The organism is Streptomyces sp. MH60 (assembly GCF_002939385.1).
GTDB lineage: Bacteria > Actinomycetota > Actinomycetes > Streptomycetales > Streptomycetaceae > Streptomyces.
Map to the genome: position 1 here is coordinate 164227 of NZ_MULI01000005.1, position 17782 is coordinate 182008.

Consider the following 17782-nt stretch of genomic DNA (forward strand, 5'->3'; position numbering starts at 1 on the left):
GTTCTCTGGAGTCACCCCGCCATGCAGGCAGAACCGAACAAGTCGCAGGCGGAGTCCCGGGCGGTCGCGCAGCCGGTCTCGCTCGTGGGGGAGGAGTACGAGGTCGAGGTCGGCCCCGTCGCCCACGGCGGCCACTGCATCGCCCGCACGTCCGAGGGGCAGGTGCTGTTCGTCCGGCACACGCTGCCCGGCGAGCGGGTCGTCGCCCGGGTGACGGAGGGCGAGGAGGGGGCCCGCTTCCTGCGCGCGGACGCGGTCGAGATCCTGGACCCCTCCAAGGACCGCATCGAGGCCCCCTGCCCCTTCTCGGGCCCCGGCCGCTGCGGCGGCTGCGACTGGCAGCACGCCAAGCCGGGAGCGCAGCGCCGCCTGAAGGGCGAGGTCGTCGTCGAGCAGCTCCAGCGCCTGGCGGGCCTCACCCCCGAGGAGGCCGGCTGGGACGGCACGGTGATGCCGGCCGAGGGCGACAAGGTGCCCGCGGGCCAGGTCCCGTCGTGGCGCACGCGCGTGCAGTACGCGGTGGACGCGGAGGGCCGCGCGGGCCTGCGCAAGCACCGCTCCCACGAGGTCGAGCCGGTCGACCACTGCATGATCGCGGCGGAGGGCGTCAGCGAGCTGGGCATCGAGGCGCGGGACTGGACGGGCATGGAGTCCGTCGAGGCCATCGCCGCGACCGGTTCCCAGGACCGCCAGGTCATCCTCACCCCGCGCCCCGGTGCCCGCCTGCCCATCGTGGAACTGGACCGCCCGGTCTCGGTCATGCGCGTCGGTGAGAAGGACGGCGGCGTCCACCGCGTCCACGGCCGCCCCTTCGTGCGCGAGCGCGCCGACGGCCGCACGTACCGGGTCGGCTCCGGCGGCTTCTGGCAGGTCCACCCGAAGGCCGCCGACACCCTGGTGACGGCGGTCATGCAGGGCCTGCTGCCCCGCAAGGGCGACATGGCCCTGGACCTCTACTGCGGCGTCGGCCTCTTCGCCGGCGCCCTGGCCGACCGCGTCGGCGACCAGGGCGCGGTCCTCGGCATCGAGTCCGGCAAGCGCGCCGTCGAGGACGCCCGCCACAACCTCGCCGCCTTCGACCGCGTCCGCATCGAGCAGGGCAAGGTCGAGTCCGTCCTGCCCCGCACCGGCATCGACGAGGTCGACCTCATCGTCCTCGACCCGCCCCGCGCGGGCGCCGGCCGCAAGACGGTGGAGCACCTGTCGACCCTGGGCGCCCGCCGGATCGCCTACGTGGCCTGCGACCCGGCCGCGCTGGCCCGGGACCTGGGGTACTTCCGGGACGGCGGGTACCGGGTGCGGATGCTGCGGGTGTTCGACCTGTTCCCGATGACGCACCATGTGGAGTGCGTGGCGATTCTGGAGCCTGCGGGCAAGGGCAGCTGACCTGGGCTTTTGCCATCTCGACCGACCACGACACCGGGTTGACCACGTTGCGTTGCCGCGCCTGCGCCATTCGGTTCATGACACTGCGCACGCCCATCGCTTCGGCATCCGCCGTGCTCTGACGTTCTGTGAGGAAGCCTGGTGCCTGTGAGCCGGAGGTGTCGGCCCGGACGGTGCTGCGCGGCATGGAGGCGCTCTCCGCGGCGGGGGTCCCGGTCTACGCGGAGCGCGGGCGTCACGGTCGCCACCGGCCCGGAGCTCCTCGTCGCCTCCCGTGGGCCGACGGGAGGCGCTGCCTGCCCCGCTCGGTATCAGGTTGTCCGGCGGGGGCTCCGGGGACGACTACGAGGACAAGGCCGCGACGGCGGCGCGCACCTCGGCGGCCACCTCGGCCACGGAACGCCCCGAGCAGGGCAGCCGGCGTACCGTCAGGTCGGGGCGGGTGCGGGAGAGGTGCTCCAGCACGGTGTCGTAGCGCTCCCGGGTCGCCGTGAGGAACGTCTCGGTCTCGTGGAGTTCGCCGCCGCGGGGGCGTTGCCCGGTGCGGCGAAGGGCTTCGGAGACGGGCAGGTCGAGGAGGAGGACACCGTCCGGGAGGCTGACGCCGAAGTGGCGGGCGAGGGTCGTGGACAGGGTGTCCGGGGGAAGGGTGCCCCAGCGCAGCACCTCGGTGCCCGCCGCCCAGGCGTCCGTGTCCCCGGTGCGGGTCCGCAGCCAGTCGCGCACCGCCCGTGCGGCGTCCGGGTCCTGCTTGCGCCACCAGGCGTCCACGTCGGAACCGGGCTCGTCCTCCCGCCGGGCGCGGGCGAACAGGGGCAGGTACACCAGAGGGTCGACGAGCGGGTGCCGGTCGGCGAGGACGGTCCGGCCGCCGGCCGCCGCGTGCCCCTCCGCCGGACCGAACAGGCACAGCTGGAGGTACAGGACACAGACCTTGAGCTGGACGTGGCCCACCTCGTCCGCCGCGGAGGAGGCGCCGGCCAGCGCCGCGGACAGCCCGGCGCCCGGATTGTCCGGGTTCTCGTGCCCCCGCACGGCGTGCACGACCCCGACGCCGTCCCGTTCGCGGAGGCGGCGGAGCACAGTCGTCTTCCCGGTTCCGTCGATGCCGACGAGGGCGACGCGCACCTCACCCACCGTCCCGGGTCTCTTCGATGTCCCACAGCCGGAACGCGGTCGCCACGACCTCCGGCAGGAACGCGAACTCGCGCTGGGTGTTCCCGGCCGCGTAGAGCGCGAGCCGGGTCATCAGGAACTCCCGCAGCGCCAGCCGGTGTCCACGCCTCCAGTCGGAGTCCGCGACGAGCCGTGCCGCCCGGGGCGACACCGAGGCCACCGCCCGCGCGTGCACGTCGAGGAAGCGGTCCACCTCCTCCGCCGTGACGTTGGGGCCGGCGGTGAACGCCAGCAGTTCGACGGCGTCCCGCTGAGGCGGTCCGACGGTGGCGAGTTCCCAGTCGTACACCACGATCCTCCCCTCCCGCACCGCGAGGTTGCGCGGGTTGAAGTCGTTGTGGACCAGGGTGCGGGGCATCGCGTGCAGTTCCTGCGTCCAGCGCTCGGCGTCCTCGACCACGCCGAGCAGGACGTCCCGGCGGTGGGCGCCGAGCAGTTCGGGAAGCTCGGCCGCGGCATGGCGCACCAGCGCCGCCCACAGCTCCCGTGCCTTCGCCAGCTGCGGGGGATCGGGCACGTGGTGCAGCCAGCCCTCGGCCAGGACCTCCTGGTCGCGGCCGAGCCAGTGCCCGTGGACGGCGCCGACGGCACGCAGCGCCTGGTCGGTCCGGGCGGCGTTCCACGGACCACCGTCGTCGGGCAGCCGTTCCATGAGGATGACGTACGCCTCGCGCTCGTCGTCCTCCAGGAGCCCGTAGCAGTGCGGCAGCAAGTCCTTGAGGACGGGCTCCCCGCGCCGGTACACCGCCAGTTCCCGGCGGTGGGCGTCGGTGAACACGGTGTCGGCGCCCCAGCGTTGCCAGGCCGCGTCCAGCTCCGGCCCGCACACCGAGAACAGCTTCGCCACGCCGCCGACGATCTCGTCCCCGCGCGACTTGACCTTTGCCACCAGCTCGGCGCCGGTGGACCCGTCGGCCGCGTTCCAGCCGACGCTCAGCGGGTACAGGCCGGTCAGCTTGCGCCGCTCGGCCAGTGCGCCCAGCTCGCTGGAGATGCCGTCGCCCCGCAGCCTGGGTCCCTGGGTCACGCGAGTGATGTGCAGTCGGGGGTCGCCGGTGCCCTGTGCGAGCAGGGGCTGCAACAGGGCGGCGTCCAGGTCGCCCGGCTGGAGCCAGTCGACGCGCCGGGCCCGGCCGAGGCGCTGGTGCGCGGCCGCGAACTGGCCGCTGACCACCGCCGCCATGGTGGACACGTCCAGGGCGAGGGCGAACCCGGCCACGATCTCCGCGAACCGACGCGCTCCACCCGTGCCCGCGCAACCCAGCAGGGTGAGGAGGTCGCGCTGGTGCGGCAGCGCGGTGCCGCCGCCCACGGTGCCCACCACCAGGTTGGGCAGCAGCAGGGTGGCGACGAGATCGTCACCGTCCGTCTCCATCGAGAAGATCGACGCGCCCGACTCGTGGACGCAGGCCGCGTCCTGGCCCGTGGCGAGGAACAGGGCCGCGACGATGTTCGCCGCGTTCACGCCGTAGCCGACCATCCCGGCCTGCTGGGCCCCGAGGACCGTCGCCACATGGCCCTTGACCATGGCCTCCGGCGTGGTCTTCAGAACGCCGGTCACCGCGTCGCGGCGCACCCGGCACTCCGCCGTCACCCGGGTCCCGCGCCCGGTGAGCAGGGAGGTGACGGCCACCTTCTTGTCGCTGCTCAGGTTGCCCTCCAGCAGGGAGTTCACCGGGCGCATGCCCGCGTCGTCGGCGACGGCCTCGGTCAGCCGGCGCAGGATCTGCCAGGTGGCCGCCGTCGTCATGTTCTGGCCGGCCGCGTCGGCCGTCTCGAACACACAGCGCAGGTGCAGATAGCGGCCGATCTGGTAGGGCTCGACGTCGATCAGCCGGGTGTGCCGGGACACCATGCGGACCTGCTCCTCCAGCAGTCCGCGCTGCTCCCGCAGCCAGCCCGTGAACCGGTGCGCGGCGTTGAGGTCGTCGAACTCCAGGACGGGCGCCCGGGTCATGCGCTGCGACAGCACCTTCGTCACCACGCCGCCGGACGCGGTCAGCGCCCGCGCGCCCCGGGACGCGGAGGCCACCAACGCGCCCTCGGTGGTGGCGAGCGGGGCCACGACGCTGTCCCGGGCCGCGTCCCCGGCGAACAGCAGCGGGCCGGCGAGACCCACCGGCACCTCCACGGAGCCGACGAAGTTCTCCACGTTGCCCATCAGGTTCCGGGCCGCGAGGCCGGTGCTCTCCAGCGAGGCGAGCGCGGTGCCGCCGCGCTCCCGCAGCCAGCGCAGCCGTTGCCTGCGGGCCTCCTCGGAGTACTGCCCCCGGCCCGGAATGACGTCGCTCATAGGTCCCTCGTCTCGTGGGTCGGCGTCTGCATCAGGCCGCCTGCGGCCGGGTGGACGTGATGCGCGCCCAGGCGTCCTCGGAGGGCTGGAAGACCCGGTCCTTGACGCGGGGCGGTCGCTGTCCACCGCGTACCGCGCGCTCCCACTCGACCAGGAAGGCGTCCTCGTGGACGGTGATCACCTCGACGGGGGCGATCCGTCCGGACCGGCGGCCGGCCCCGTACCCCGGGCAGTGCCGCGCCAGCCGCGCGTCCAGCGCGCCGGCCAGGTCCGCCACCGGAGGCCCCGCGAAGGCCACCGCGACCTGGTAGCGGCCCGGCGGCCCGGGGGCCAGGCGACAGGTGGCGTTGCGGATCTCCGCCCCGGTGTCCCGGCAGGCGGCGCCGAGGGCGCGGACCGTCACGGCCTCCGAGAGCCGCTCGCCGGCGGCGGACCGGACGACGTTCCGGCCCGCGTACTCGACGCGCGGAGTGCGCCCGACCCGGCCGACGACCCGGACCACGTCATTGACGGCGCACCGGTACAGCCCGCCGATGTGGCTGAGCACGAGGTGGTAGTCGGCTCCCTCCTCCAGCTCGGTCGGCAGCAGGGTCTCGCTGTCGGCCGACAGGGGGCCGTCGGCCGGGACGAACTCGTAGACGCAGCCGGGCAGATAGAGCGGCGCGCCGCCGGGGTGCCGGTCCACCGGTACGGCGGCCGGTCCCTCGCAGGACGCGACGGGCGCCGCGAAGAGCTGGACACCGGGCCCGTAGGTCTCCCGTACGCGGGGGAGGTAGAGGGAGGCGAGGGCGCTGTTCCAGACGAGGACGGCGGTCAGCCGCGGCCACAGATGCTGGGGCAGCACGGTGCCGAACGCCGCGGCGTACCGCGCGATCTCGTCGGCGCGTTCCGGGTCGGGTGAGGTGTGCGGCCGGCCGCCGAGCGTGCCGGCCCGGATGTCCTCGACCAGCCTGGGCCACGAGGTGCGCAGTTGGTAGGGCAGGGCGGCGACCATCGCGGGGTTGATGCCGATGACGACGCGGATGTCCTGCGCGGCGGCGAGCCGGAGCTTGAAGTAGGCGCGCTCCCAGGGGTCGGCCGAGGCGAGCGCCTCGGGAATCCGGCTCCAGGAGGCGTCGTTGCCCGGTCCGACGGCCGAGTCCTCGCCGAACCGCCGGTAGTCGACCTGGCTGGAGCCGATGTGCGGCTGGCCCTTGCGGGTGCGGGCCGCGGGCGCGGTCGGGTCCTGCCACAGGTTCAGCACTCCGTCCGGCGCGGTCGCCGAGCCGGGCAGCGTGCCGAGCAGCGGGGCGAAGGCGGCGTGGTAGAAGGGCAGGAAGGTCTCCCGCATGTAGGTGCGGGTCACCGGGATGTGCTTCTCGCGGCCCGTGCTGCCGCTGGAGGAGAAGTACACCACCGGGTCGTCGGCCGTCAGCACGCGGTGTTCGCCGTCCATCGCCCGCTCGATCCACGGCATCAGCGCCTCATGGGTGCGGATCGGCACCGCCCGGCGCAGCTCGTCGACGGTACGGACGCCGGCCAGCCCGTGCTCGTGGCCGAACGCGGTGCCGGCGTTCTGCTCCAGGATCCGGGTGAGCAGCTCGCGTTGGGTCTCCTCGGGCCGGTCCAGGCTGTCCAAGAGCCGGCGGTGCGCCGCCTGTACGCGTGCGGCCTCCATCAGTGGCCTCCTCGGTCGCGGTTCGGGATGAGTACGCCGTACAGGCGCAGCCGGTCGTGGTCGGTGCCGTCGCGGGAGATGCGGGTCTGGACCGTGGCGGCGCGGCCCGGGTCGAGGGCGGCACGGAAGTCCCGGGGGTCGAGTACGTCCCGGTGTTCCACCCGGACGGCGTCGCCGGGCCCGACCAGCCCGCGCAACACCGCCTCGGTGACCAGGTGGTGGACGTGCACCAGGTACGCGTCGCTGCGGACCCCGCCGGTGGCCACCGTCATCTCCACCCGGTGTCCCGAGGGCCGCCCGGGCACGCGCACGGCGAGCGGCCCCGAGGGCACCTCGACCGGGAACGGGCCCTGGAAGGCGCGCAGCATCCGCGACAGGGCGGACAGCTCGCGTCGGGTGGCCGGGCCGTACCAGGCGAGGCCGCCGCCGGGGGCGAGACGGCGGTGCGGATGACGGCCGGCGACGCTGCCGGGCCGCCCGGCGAGGAAGACGGTGCGGGTGAAGGCGGAGTACCAGCCCGACCGCACGCCGGGCTCCAGCGCCAGCGCGAACGAGGCGGCGCCGGCGACGAACGCGGCCGGGTCGATGTCCTCCACGACGACGACCGCGGTCAGCTCCCGCGGGGCCGGGAGGCCGCTGCCCGCCAGCCCCGCGCGGACCGCCCTGACCCTGGCCCGCGCCGCGGCGGCCAGCACCTCGGCGTCGGTGGGACGCAGGGCCCATGGAGCGCTCATGTGTAGATCGCCCTGATCTCGGGGGTGGGAGGGACGCCGGTCCCGCCGAGCAGGGACGCGGTCAGCCGGTAGGGGTCGACGTATCCGTGCGGTGCCCGGAGCCGGGCCAGCGGATCAGCGGCGTTCCACCGGTCCGGGTCCGCGTCGCCGGCGGCCGCGCGGTCGAGCAGCCGGGCCGCGCGCCCCACGCAACGGCGCAGCAGCCCCATCCGGAACGGCTGGGCGGAGCGCCGGTGCAGGGTACCGACGAAGTACAGCCGCATGCCCAGCCGGTAGGCCGCCCGGTCCGCGGAGCCCGAGGTGGCCGACAGGTCGCCGAGGGTCGAGCCCCGCCAGCCGCCGTACCGGCTGGATCGCGCCGTCCCGCCCACGGGCACCCGGCTCAGGGAGAGACGTGCGGTGCGCGCGCCGAACTCGGCCAGGACTCTCTCCAGGAGCAGGTAGTCGGCGGTGATGCCGTCGTCGTGGATGAGCAGGAACCGCCGTCGCGGGCCGATCATCGGGATCAGCTCGCGCAGGATCGGCAGCAGGTAGTTGGGGTGGCCGTCGGCGCCGACCAACTGGCGCAGCGGCAGGCCCCAGCGGGGACCGTCGAGGTGGACCGCGCCGCCGTAGCGCCGGTGGTCGAGCAGCAGGCCCCGGGCGGCGAGGGTGTCGAGCATGGTCCCGGCCGTGGTGGCGAGCGGACGGTCGGTGGTGAGTCCGAGGTCGCCGACACCCAGCAGGTCCAGCTGGGCCTGCCACAGTTGCAGCATGCGGAGCCCGGCCGGGTGGATCCAGCCGTCGCGGTCGGCGCGGGTCAGGCGCACGCCCACCGCCTCGGGGTCGGCCGTCCGGCGTTCGCCGTGGAAGCGGACGTACCGGTCGCCGATCGCCGTCTCCGACTCGCGGCTCCAGTCGGTGTGCGGCTCGGTCAGCTCGAGGTGGTGCCAGAAGGCCGTCGCCTGGGTGGTGACGGTGGCCATGCGGTTGTTCCAGACCAGCCGCACCCCGTCGGTCCGGGCGCTCGCCTTCACGAGTACGTCGGTCCACAGCAGGCCCTTGACGTGGGTGGGGGTGAGGGGTTTGGTCGGAGTGATCGTCACCGGTGCCACGACGAGCTCGGTGGCGGGAGCGACTGTCAGCTGCATGGTCACGCCGTTCGTCCGGATGGGCGCAGAGTCAAGTCCTTTTTCTCCCAGGGGACTTGAGGGGCACGGGGGGCGAGATTAGCCAGACCGGAAATAGGGCGTCCAACGAATGCCGTTCCGCTGGCACCTTGCTGCCAATTCCCCGCCTTCCCCCACCTCGGACCCTGCGGGAAACCGCAGGGTCCGAGGTGGGGGAAACCGCACGAGTTCGACGGCTATCCGCATACCGGCACTGAGCTGGCACTTCTAGCGTGGTCAACGGATCGCGGCACCGGCCCGCGGCGTGCGCTTCGTACCTGGAGACTTCGAATGGACCACATCATCCTTGCGCTGCCACAGGAGCCCGCGGACGGCATCGCGGGCTGGGCGGCCGACCTGGTGGACGCCATGGGTGCGCCCGGTGCCGGCCTCGCTGTCGCCCTGGAGAACCTCTTCCCGCCGCTGCCGAGCGAGATCATCCTGCCGTTGACCGGCTTCGCCGCCGGGCAGGGAGTCATCAGCCTGTTCGCGGCCCTCTTCTGGACCACTCTGGGGTCCGTGGTGGGTGCCGCGGTCCTCTACTGGGTCGGCGCACTGGTCGGCCGTGAGCGGATGTACGCGATCTGGGCGAAGCTGCCGCTGGTCAAGACCTCCGACCTGGAGCGGACGGAGGAGTGGTTCGCCAAGCACGGCACCAAGGCCGTCTTCCTCGGCCGCATGGTGCCGATCTTCCGCAGCCTGATCTCCGTGCCGGCCGGCCTGGAGCGCATGCCCCTGCCGACCTTCCTGGTCCTCACCGGCCTGGGCTCACTGGTGTGGAACGCCGTGCTCGTCCTGTCGGGGTACTGGCTGGGCGACCAGTGGGACAAGGTCGGCGACTACGTGGGTGTGCTCAGCAAGGCCGTCCTGGTCCTGGTGGTCCTCGCCCTGGCCTTCTACATCGTGGTCCGGCTGCGCTCGCGCGGCACCGCCCAGCACCGCCGCCCGTCGTGACCAGTCCCGTCCTGACCCGGACCGAGCGATCTTGCCCCGGCTGCGCCGCCCCACTAGGCTCAGCGAGCGTGCAGGGGGATTCGGCGGACACGACCATCCAACCCCTTCCGACGGTGCCCGGAACCGCGCTGCCGGGAGGCGAGCCCGCGGCGAAGCCCGCCCCGGCGCTGCCCCTGCGCGCCGCGGGCGTCTTCCTCGGCTGCCTGACCGCGCTGCTGGGACTGCTGTACTTCGTCGTCGCCGGTGTCCCGCTCGGCCCGCTCCTGCTGTGGCCGCGCACCCGGCGCCGGGCGTTCGTCGTCCTCACCTCCGGAGCCCGGCGGCTGACGGCCCTCGAACGGTGGCGCCGCTCGGTCTTCTTCGGGGACTCCTTCCCCGATCGTCCCGTGCCCGACCAGCACATCCTCCGCTACCTCGCCGCCCGTACCTACGCCGGTCTGATCACCGGCGTGGTGCTCGGCCTGCTCGCCTTCGGCGCCGTCCTCGCGGGCCTGCTCGTCGCGAGTCTGGCCCGCGGCACCCTCGACGGCCGGGAACTGGTCACCCAGGTCGTGCTCGGCGGGGTGCTGCTCTTCCTGGACGTACAGGGCCTGTTCTCGCTGGAGGCGCTCGACGCGCGGATGGCCCGCGAGTGCTTCGGGCCCTCGGAGCGCGAGCTGATGCAGCGGCGCATCGACGAGCTGGCCACCAGCCGGGCGGCGGTGCTCCAGGCCGTCGACACCGAGCGCCGGCGCATCGAGCGGGACCTGCACGACGGCGTGCAGCAGCGTCTGGTCGCGCTGGCCATGCTCCTCGGGCGGGCCCGTCGCGGCGGCCGCACGCCCGAGCAGGCGCGCAGCCTGGTGGAGCAGGCCCACAAGGAGTCCCAGGACGTCCTGACGGAACTGCGGGAAGTGGCCTGGCGGGTGTATCCGACGGCGCTGGACAACCTGGGGCTCCAGGAGGCGCTGGCCGGGGTGTCGGAGCGGTGCAGCATCCCCATCAGGACCGACTTCGCGCTCGCCGAGCCGCTGCCCGCCTCCGTGGAGACCGCCGCGTACTTCGTCGTGTCGGAGGCGGTGACCAACGCCGCCAAGCACTCGGCCGCCACGGAGATCCAGGTGAGCGTCCGCAAGTACGGACCGGTCCTCGTCGTCCAGGTCGAGGACGACGGCGTCGGCGGCGCCAAGCCGGAGGGCAGCGGACTGACCGGGCTGCACAGCCGGGTCGGCGCCCTGGACGGCCGTCTGCACGTCCACAGCCCCTCAGGGGGGCCCACCACGATCACCGCGGAGCTGCCGTGCGCGTAATGCTGGCCGAGGACTCGACCCTGCTGCGGGAGGGGCTGGTCCGCCTCCTCAGCGAGGAGGGCCACGAGGTCCTGGCCGCGGTGGGCGACGCCGTCGCCCTCCTGCGGGAGATCGAGCAGCTGCGGCCGGACATGGTCGTCGTGGACATCCGGATGCCTCCCACCCACACGGACGAGGGGCTGCGGGCGGCGCTGGAGATCCGCAAGCGGTGGCCCGGCGTCGGGGTCCTCGTCCTGTCCCAGCACATAGAGCGCAACTACGCGGCGCAGCTGCTCACCTCGAACGCGGAGCGGGTCGGCTACCTGCTGAAGGACCGGGTCGCCCAGGTGGAGGAGTTCCTCGACGCCCTGGAACGGATCGAGGCGGGCGGCGCCGCCATCGACCCGGAGGTTGTACGGCAACTGGTGATCCGCACGACCCACAGCGACCCGCTGGCCCGGCTGACCCCTCGGGAGCGCAGCGTCCTGGAGACGCTGGCGCAGGGGCACACCAATGCGGCGATCTCGGAGAAGCTGCACATCTCCATGAGCACCGTCGAGAAGAACCTCAACATGATCTTCGACAAGCTCGAACTCGGCCACGCCACCGGCTACAACCGCCGGATCCTGGCCGTACTGCGGTACCTGGAGTCCTGACACGCGACGAGCCGGGCGTCGGGTCGTCCCCGTCGCCCGGCACGTCGTCGTCACCGGCCCGACGGCTCACCGGTCACTCGGACCCCGTCACTGGAACGAGTACGGGTTCAGCGCGTCGTCCGGCAGGTGCTCGATCTGGACGCGGTCGCCGATGCCGGCCTCCTCGGCGAGTTCGAGCAGGACGTCGAGGGCCACGTGGTCCTCCAGCCCGAAGCCCGTCGAGTCGAAGACCGTGACACCGTCCCGGTGCCGCGCCGCGGTCTCCGGGTCGGCGCACAGCGTCATGAGGTCGGGCCCGAGGTCGCCCTCCTCCAACTGCTGGCACTCTCCCTCCCGCAGCGCCTGCGCCAGGTGGTCCGGCGTCACGAACGCCGACTTCAGGACGGGCACCGGGACCTCGAACTTGCCGATGAGGTCGGCCCCGATCGCGTTGATGTGCACGTGCGGCCGCAGGTTCGTGCCGCTCAGCACCGGGCCGTCGCCCACGCCGACGGAGGTGACGGTGCAGATGATGTCCGCCGCCGCCTCCAGCTCGGCCAGCTCCACCACCTTGATGTCGAGGTCCAGGAAGTCCACCCGGTCCGCGAACGAACGTGCGTGGTCCGGGTCGATGTCGTGCACCAGGATCTGCTCCAGCGGGAACACCCGGCTCAGCGCATGCGCCTGGGTCACCGCCTGGGCGCCGGCGCCGACCAGGCCGAGGACCCGGCTGTCGGGACGGGCCAGCAGCCTGCTGGCGATCGCCGAGGCGGCTCCGGTGCGGATCGCGGTGGGCAGGATGCCGTCGCACACCGCCAGCAGACGGCCCGTCACGTCGTCGTAGCGCGTGAGGGATCCGATGATGGTGGGCAGCTGGAACGTGCCGGGGTTCGACGGTGTGTAGGCCACCGTCTTGATCGTTATGGAACGCCCCGGATCATGGTGCGGCATCCACTCGAGGATGGCCGTGTTCCCCGGGCCGCGCAGAAAACCGTCCCGGGTGGGGCTCACGCCTTTGTCCGGAGCGGTGAAGGCCTCCTGGAGCCGGACGATCATCCGGTCCATGAAGCGGTCGTTGCCGCTCTCCTTGACGAGTTTGGCAACATGCTGCCGGGTGAGGACCGTGGTCTCCATTTTCTCCCCTCGATTGTCGTCGCGCCTCGGCAACTAATTGCCAAGGAATGTTCGTCTGCCATTTAATGAGCTACGATCCGCGCTCGGCCGACACGTCAAGCAGGAAACCATTGCGTACCCTTTCGGGGTGCCGGTCAATTCGCGTTCCGAACGTAACCGTCCGGCTTTTAATGGTCAAGGATTCCAAGGGGCGTTACGGTTTTCCGCAGGTTTCTGCCTGCGGTTTCCCGCAGGGCGGCACCTGCGGTTTTCCGTACGGTGAACCTGCGGAAAGCAACGGTCAGCACGACGGTTTACCTCGTATCCACCCGACTGCCGGTGGATCTAGCGTTCTGCTCGTCGAGATCCGACCGGCTTCCAGGGCCGGACCTGCAGCAACGGAAGGAAGCAAGGTGCGAAAGAAGCCGGCAACAGTACGGATCGCGCGATGGAGTGCCACACACCCGTGGTCCGCCATCGGCCTGTGGGTCGTCTTCGTCGCCGCGTGCCTCGTTCTGGGTGGAGCGGCAGGTACGAACTCGATCAGCGACGAGGAGTCGGGGGTCCGCGAGTCGGGCCGGGCCGGCAAGATCGTTCACTCCGGTGACTTCCCCGAGAAGGCCGAGGAGAACGTGCTGATCACCGCCGAGGACGGCGGGAAGCTGGACCCCGCGGCCGGCCGGGAGGCCGCCGCCGACGTCGTCGAGCGGATGAAGGCCCTCGACGAGGTGGAGGGCGTCGGCGACCCGGTCCCCGCACCCGACGGCAAGGCGCTGCTGGTCCCCGTGACCATGAAGGGCGACACCGAGAACGCCGACCAGCGTGTGCAACCGCTGCTCGACGCCAGCGCGTCGGTGCAGGACGCCCACGAGGGCCTGCGGGTCGACGAGGTGGGCACCGGTTCGACCGCCAAGGGGCTGTCGGAGACGCTCGGCGAGGACTTCAAGAAGGCCGAGCTGATCAGCCTGCCGCTGACCCTGCTGATCCTGCTCGTGGTCTTCGGCGCGATCATCGCGGCGGGCGTGCCGGTGGTCCTGGCCCTCTCGTGCGTGGGCGCCGCCATCGGACTGTCCACACTCGCCTCCCACGTGCTGCCCGAGACCAGCGCGGTCAGCAACGTCATCCTGCTCATGGGCATGGCCGTGGGCGTGGACTACTCGCTCTTCTACCTGAAGCGGGAGCGCGAGGAACGCCGCGCGGGGAAGTCCCACGTCGACGCCATCGAGGTCGCGGCGGAGACCTCCGGGCACACCGTCGTGGTGTCCGGAACCACGGTCATCGTGGCCATGGCCGGCCTCTACCTGGCGAACGAGGCGACCTTCGCCTCCCTGGCCACCGGCTCGATCATCGTGGTGGCGGTGGCCGTACTGGCCTCGCTGACGGTGCTGCCCGCCCTCCTCGCCAAGCTGGGACGCTGGGTCGACAAGCCCAAGGTGCCGCTCCTGTGGCGGCTCACCATGCGCTCCGGCGAGTCGCGGGTGTGGCCCGCGCTGCTGCGCCCGGCGCTGTCCAAGCCGTTCGTCACACTGGTGGTGTCCGTGGGCGCGCTGCTGCTGCTGGCGGTGCCGGCCCTCGACATGAAGCTCAAGCAGCCGGGCTCCGACGACCTGTCCCGGGACATCGCCGTGGTGCAGGCGATGGACCGGCTCACCGGGCACTTCCCCAGCAAGGGCACCGTGCACCAGGTCGCCGTGCGGGCACCCGCGGACCGGGCCGACGATGTGAAGACCGCGCTGAACGGCCTCCTGGAGCGCACCGCGAAGGACGAACTCTTCGCCCACGACTCCACCCCCACCATCAAGGAGTCCGAGGACCGCAGGGTCCACACCGTCGACGTCGGCACCCCCTACCAGCCGAAGAGCGACGGGGCCCGCGAGTCCCTGGACCTGCTGCGCGAGTGGGTGCCCCAGGCGATGGCGGACGTGCCCGGCGCCGAGAGCGCGGTCGGCGGCAAGGTGGCGCAGGGCGTCGACTTCACGGGTCACCTCGAGGAGCGCATGCCCTGGGTGGTGGGCTTCGTCCTGCTGCTGACCTTCGTCACCATGGTGATGATCTTCCGGTCGATCGCCGTGGCGCTGTCCGCGATCCTGCTCAACCTGCTCTCCGCCGCGGCCGCCTTCGGTGTGCTGGTCGCCGTCTTCCAGAACACCTGGGCCGAGGGCTTCCTCGACTTCCACAGCTCGGGCGCGGTCGTCTCCTGGCTGCCGCTGTTCCTGTTCGTGGTCCTGTTCGGGCTGTCGATGGACTACCACGTCTTCGTGGTCAGCCGGATCCGCGAGGCAGCCCTCGCGGGCGCCCCGACCAGGACCGCCGTCCGTGAGGGCATCACCCGCTCCGCGGGCGTGGTCACCAGCGCCGCGATCGTCATGGTCGGAGTCTTCGCGATCTTCGGCACCCTGAGCATGGTCGAGTTCAAGCAGCTGGGCGTCGGTCTCGCGGCCGCCATCCTGCTGGACGCCGTGATCATCCGGATCTACGTGCTGCCGGCCCTGATGACGGCGCTGGGCAAGTGGAACTGGTGGCCCGGCAAGGTCCCCGGCGGCCCCGGCGGACCGGCCTCCCTCCCGGACCAGGCCGAGCCCGGCAGCCGCCACGCCGAGGAGCAGCCCCAGTACGCGCGGTTCGCCGCCGAGCAGCAGTACGGGCAGCCGTCCGCGCAGCAGGCTCCGCAGCAGTCCTACCAGCAGGGCGGCTACCAGCAGCAGCCCTACCAGCAGGGCGGCCAGCAGCAGCCGTACCAGCAGGGCGGCTACCAGCAGCCGTACCAGCAGGGCGGACACCAGGACCCCTACCAGCAGGGCGGCTACCAGCAGGGCGGACACCAGCAGTCCGGCCCGTACCACGACGACGCCTCGCGACCCGGCTACTACCAGCAGTAGAGCCAGGTCCCTCCGGCGAGGAAGGAGGGTCGCCCGTCACCCCCGGACGGCGACGGCCCTCCTTCCTCTTTCTCGCGTGCCCGGCCGCCGTGCCCGGCAACTAGCTGCCAACGCGTCCCGCCCGGCCCGTCCCGCGGCGACGGTGGAGGTACAACCGACCTCGACGGAGTGAGCATGCGGATCGAACAGAGACCCACGAACCGGTTACGGGCGGCGCTGTACGCGGCGGGAGCGTTGCTCCTGGCCCTCCTGGCGGGCCTGACCACGGCGGCTCAGGGCCACGCCGCCACGGGATGGCAGGCCGTGCCGCCGCCGGCCCCGGCCGGCCTCAGCGCGTACGTCCCCTTCGACGCGACGTCGGCCGTGGCGCGCAGCACGGTACAGACGAGCACCACCTGCCTGCCCTGCGAGTACGAGCACACGCTGTGGACCCGGCAGGCCGGCGCCTGGCGCAGCCTCCCGCTGCCCCCCGCCGGTGCCTCCACGGACGTGCTCACCGGCACCGCCCCGAACGACGTGTGGGCCCTCGGGCGCGGCGAGTGGGGCGACTTCGGGCAGTACCACTGGGACGGCTCGCGGTGGACGGACCGGACCGTCCCGAACTTCGAGGTGCTGGCGGCCCGTGCCGTCTCCCGCACCGATGTGTGGGCGGTCGGCAACTACCGGGAGAGCGACGGGGACGTGCCCGGCGCGGTCGCCCACTGGAACGGCTCGGCCTGGACGCTGACCAAGCTCGGCGCGCCCGACGCCTGGACCGACATCAAGGCCGTGCACGTCGTGTCCGCCCACGACGTCTGGGCGGTGGGCTCGGGCGGCGGCCGCCTCTACGCCGCGCACTACGACGGCACGTCCTGGCAGGAGGTGGCCCTGCCCCGGCTGTCGGGGCTCTCGGCGACCGCGAACGCGGTGACCGTGCGGGACGGCGAGGTGTGGATCGGCGGCACCGACCGCAACCTCTACACCGACAGCGGCACGCCGAGGGCGTTCGTGCTGCACGGGAACGGCACGGACTGGCAGACGACCTACGTGCCGGTGCCCGCACCCACCGGCGACGCGTCCAAGGACCGCATGTCCGTGCAGGCCCTGGCCGTCCACGACGGAACCGTGTGGGCGGGCCTGTACGCGGACCGCGCCAAGGACCGCGGCCTGGCCCGCTGGAACGGCTCCACGTGGGAGACGGCCGCGGCCCCGGGGGCGACGCCCGGCTCCGAGGTGACGGCCCTGTACCCGACGGCGGACGGAACCCTGTGGGCCAACGGGCTCCACTACCCCAGCGCCTACCTGAAGGGCTACGCGGCCTCCCTCGCGCCGAGCGCCTGAAGCCACGACGGAGGGGCCCGGCGTCCGCCGGGCCCCTCCGCCGTGCCGGCCCTCAGGGACCGGTGAGGAACTGCACGAGCAGCTTGTTCACCGTCTCGGGGTCCTCCAGGTAGCCGTAGTGCCCGCAGCCCTCGACGAGGTCGAAGCGGGCGCCGGGGACGGCGTCGGCGACCTCGCGGCCCAGCCGGGGCGGAGTGACCAGGTCGTCGGCGAAGGCGATGACCTGGCAGGGGACACGGATGCCCCGGTACGCGGCCAGCCGGTTCTCCAGCCGGCTGACCTCCATCTGCGCCCGCTGCCCCGGCCCGGGCGCGGACGTCAGCTCGAACAGGTCGAGCCAGTCCGCCATGGCCGAGTCGTCGTCGAGCGTCCGCGGCGACAGCGACTTCAGGGCGCGCAGGACGGCCGCGTAGCGGTCCGGGAGCCGCACCCCCGAGTCGTACAGGTCGATCTCCGTGCGCGTCAGCTCGGCGCGCAGGAAGTCGGTGCGGCCCCGGGTGGCCATCAGGACGGCCCGGCTGACCAGGTCGGGCCGCGCCAGTGCCAGTTCCTGGGCGACGAACGCGCCCATGGAGGTGCCGACGACGGCGGTGGGACCGAGGTCCAGACGCTCGATGAGCCCGGCCACGTCCCCGACCATGTCCTGGAGGGTGAACCCCTCGGGGCACTCGGAGGACGGGGGGATGCCCCGGTTGTCCAGGGTGATCACGCGCAGACCGGCCGCGGTGAGCGCGGGTACCTGGTGCAGTTGCCACACGGTACGGCCGCCACCGGTGCCCTGGATCATCACCACCGGGTCGCCGGTGCCGGCCTCGTCGTAGCTGAGCCGCATCCCGTTCACGGGAATGACCGGCATGGTGCCTCTCCCCTCTCGTGGTGGTCGTGCGGTACGCGCCCGCACACGCAGGCGGCCCGCGCCCCGGACGCCCGGGGCCGCGGGCCGTGCGGCGCTCGGATCAGGCGGCCCCGTCCATCGCGTCGACCAGGCTCTTGGGACGCATGTCGGTCCACTGGGTGTTGACGTACTCGAGCGCCGCGTCCCGGCTGCTCTCCTCAAGGACGGTCCGCCAGCCGGCGGGCACCTCGACGAACGCCGGCCACAGCGAGTGCTGCCCCTCGTCGTTGACCAGGACCAGGTAGGTGCCCTCGGGGTCCTCGAAGGGATTGCTGCTCATTCCATCGCTCCTTCTCAGCGCTGACTGTTTCTCTGGGACGGTGT

Annotated in this window: 14 protein-coding genes and 1 pseudogene; 7 read left to right on the top strand and 8 right to left on the bottom strand. The window is 72.6% G+C overall.

The annotated features are described in order from the left end of the window. Window positions 1-21 precede the first annotated feature (21 nt). On the top strand, window positions 22-1386 hold the full coding sequence (locus BZZ08_RS06350; RefSeq protein WP_104631137.1) for a class I SAM-dependent RNA methyltransferase: 1365 nt from the start codon (window positions 22-24) through the stop codon (window positions 1384-1386). 128 nt (window positions 1387-1514) lie between these two features. After that, a pseudogene (locus BZZ08_RS38510) lies at window positions 1515-1628 on the top strand (HTH domain-containing protein); the annotation flags it as partial. A 100-nt stretch (window positions 1629-1728) separates the two neighbouring features. On the opposite strand, the gene BZZ08_RS06355 reads toward BZZ08_RS38510, so the two are convergent. Genes BZZ08_RS06355 through BZZ08_RS06375 form a run of 5 tightly spaced genes read right to left on the bottom strand, consistent with a single transcriptional unit; the run spans window position 1729 to window position 8376 of the window. After that, entirely contained in the window at window positions 1729-2523 is a 795-nt protein-coding gene (locus BZZ08_RS06355) for a hypothetical protein (RefSeq protein ID WP_104631138.1), read from the bottom strand. Further along, on the bottom strand, window positions 2516-4855 hold the full coding sequence (locus BZZ08_RS06360) for a phosphotransferase (RefSeq protein WP_104631139.1): 2340 nt from the start codon (window positions 4853-4855) through the stop codon (window positions 2516-2518). Before BZZ08_RS06360 ends, BZZ08_RS06355 begins: the two co-directional genes overlap by 8 nt. A gap of 31 nt (window positions 4856-4886) precedes the next feature. Beyond that, window positions 4887-6512 carry a GH3 family domain-containing protein gene (locus tag BZZ08_RS06365; RefSeq protein ID WP_104631140.1) on the bottom strand — a complete coding sequence of 542 codons (1626 nt, stop codon included), beginning with the start codon at window positions 6510-6512 and terminating at the stop codon, window positions 4887-4889. Then, complete coding sequence (locus BZZ08_RS06370) at window positions 6512-7246, bottom strand: DUF6182 family protein (protein ID WP_133169151.1); 735 nt, start codon at window positions 7244-7246, stop codon at window positions 6512-6514. Before BZZ08_RS06370 ends, BZZ08_RS06365 begins: the two co-directional genes overlap by 1 nt. Beyond that, window positions 7243-8376: a hypothetical protein gene (locus tag BZZ08_RS06375; RefSeq protein ID WP_133169152.1), complete on the bottom strand. Its 1134-nt coding sequence runs from the start codon at window positions 8374-8376 to the stop codon at window positions 7243-7245. Before BZZ08_RS06375 ends, BZZ08_RS06370 begins: the two co-directional genes overlap by 4 nt. Before the next feature lie 309 nt (window positions 8377-8685). On the opposite strand from BZZ08_RS06375, the gene BZZ08_RS06380 reads away from it, so the two are divergent. The 3 genes from BZZ08_RS06380 to BZZ08_RS06390 all read left to right on the top strand — a co-directional run bounded on the left by BZZ08_RS06380 (window position 8686) and on the right by BZZ08_RS06390 (window position 11272). Further along, on the top strand, window positions 8686-9348 hold the full coding sequence (locus BZZ08_RS06380; protein WP_104631143.1) for a DedA family protein: 663 nt from the start codon (window positions 8686-8688) through the stop codon (window positions 9346-9348). 113 nt (window positions 9349-9461) lie between these two features. Next, window positions 9462-10637 (top strand): sensor histidine kinase, encoded by a 1176-nt coding sequence (locus BZZ08_RS06385; RefSeq protein ID WP_241965387.1) that lies wholly within the window; start codon window positions 9462-9464, stop codon window positions 10635-10637. Beyond that, the gene (locus BZZ08_RS06390; RefSeq protein WP_104631144.1) at window positions 10637-11272 is read left to right on the top strand and encodes a response regulator; all 636 of its coding nucleotides are present in this window, start codon (window positions 10637-10639) and stop codon (window positions 11270-11272) included. Before BZZ08_RS06385 ends, BZZ08_RS06390 begins: the two co-directional genes overlap by 1 nt. 87 nt (window positions 11273-11359) lie before the next feature. On the opposite strand, the gene BZZ08_RS06395 is transcribed toward BZZ08_RS06390, so the two are convergent. After that, window positions 11360-12385 (bottom strand): ornithine cyclodeaminase family protein, encoded by a 1026-nt coding sequence (locus tag BZZ08_RS06395; RefSeq protein ID WP_104631145.1) that lies wholly within the window; start codon window positions 12383-12385, stop codon window positions 11360-11362. 392 nt (window positions 12386-12777) lie between these two features. Between BZZ08_RS06395 and BZZ08_RS06400 the strand changes: the two genes are divergently transcribed. Beyond that, on the top strand, window positions 12778-15243 hold the full coding sequence (locus BZZ08_RS06400) for an MMPL family transporter (protein WP_104631146.1): 2466 nt from the start codon (window positions 12778-12780) through the stop codon (window positions 15241-15243). A 174-nt stretch (window positions 15244-15417) separates the two neighbouring features. Then, complete coding sequence (locus tag BZZ08_RS06405; protein WP_133169153.1) at window positions 15418-16563, top strand: hypothetical protein; 1146 nt, start codon at window positions 15418-15420, stop codon at window positions 16561-16563. A 52-nt stretch (window positions 16564-16615) separates the two neighbouring features. Here BZZ08_RS06405 and BZZ08_RS06410 read toward each other — a convergent pair whose 3' ends face one another. Further along, complete coding sequence (locus BZZ08_RS06410) at window positions 16616-17419, bottom strand: alpha/beta fold hydrolase (RefSeq protein WP_104631148.1); 804 nt, start codon at window positions 17417-17419, stop codon at window positions 16616-16618. A 100-nt stretch (window positions 17420-17519) separates the two neighbouring features. Beyond that, window positions 17520-17738, bottom strand: coding sequence for an MbtH family protein (locus tag BZZ08_RS06415; protein ID WP_031035186.1), 219 nt, complete (start codon window positions 17736-17738; stop codon window positions 17520-17522). Window positions 17739-17782 lie beyond the last annotated feature (44 nt).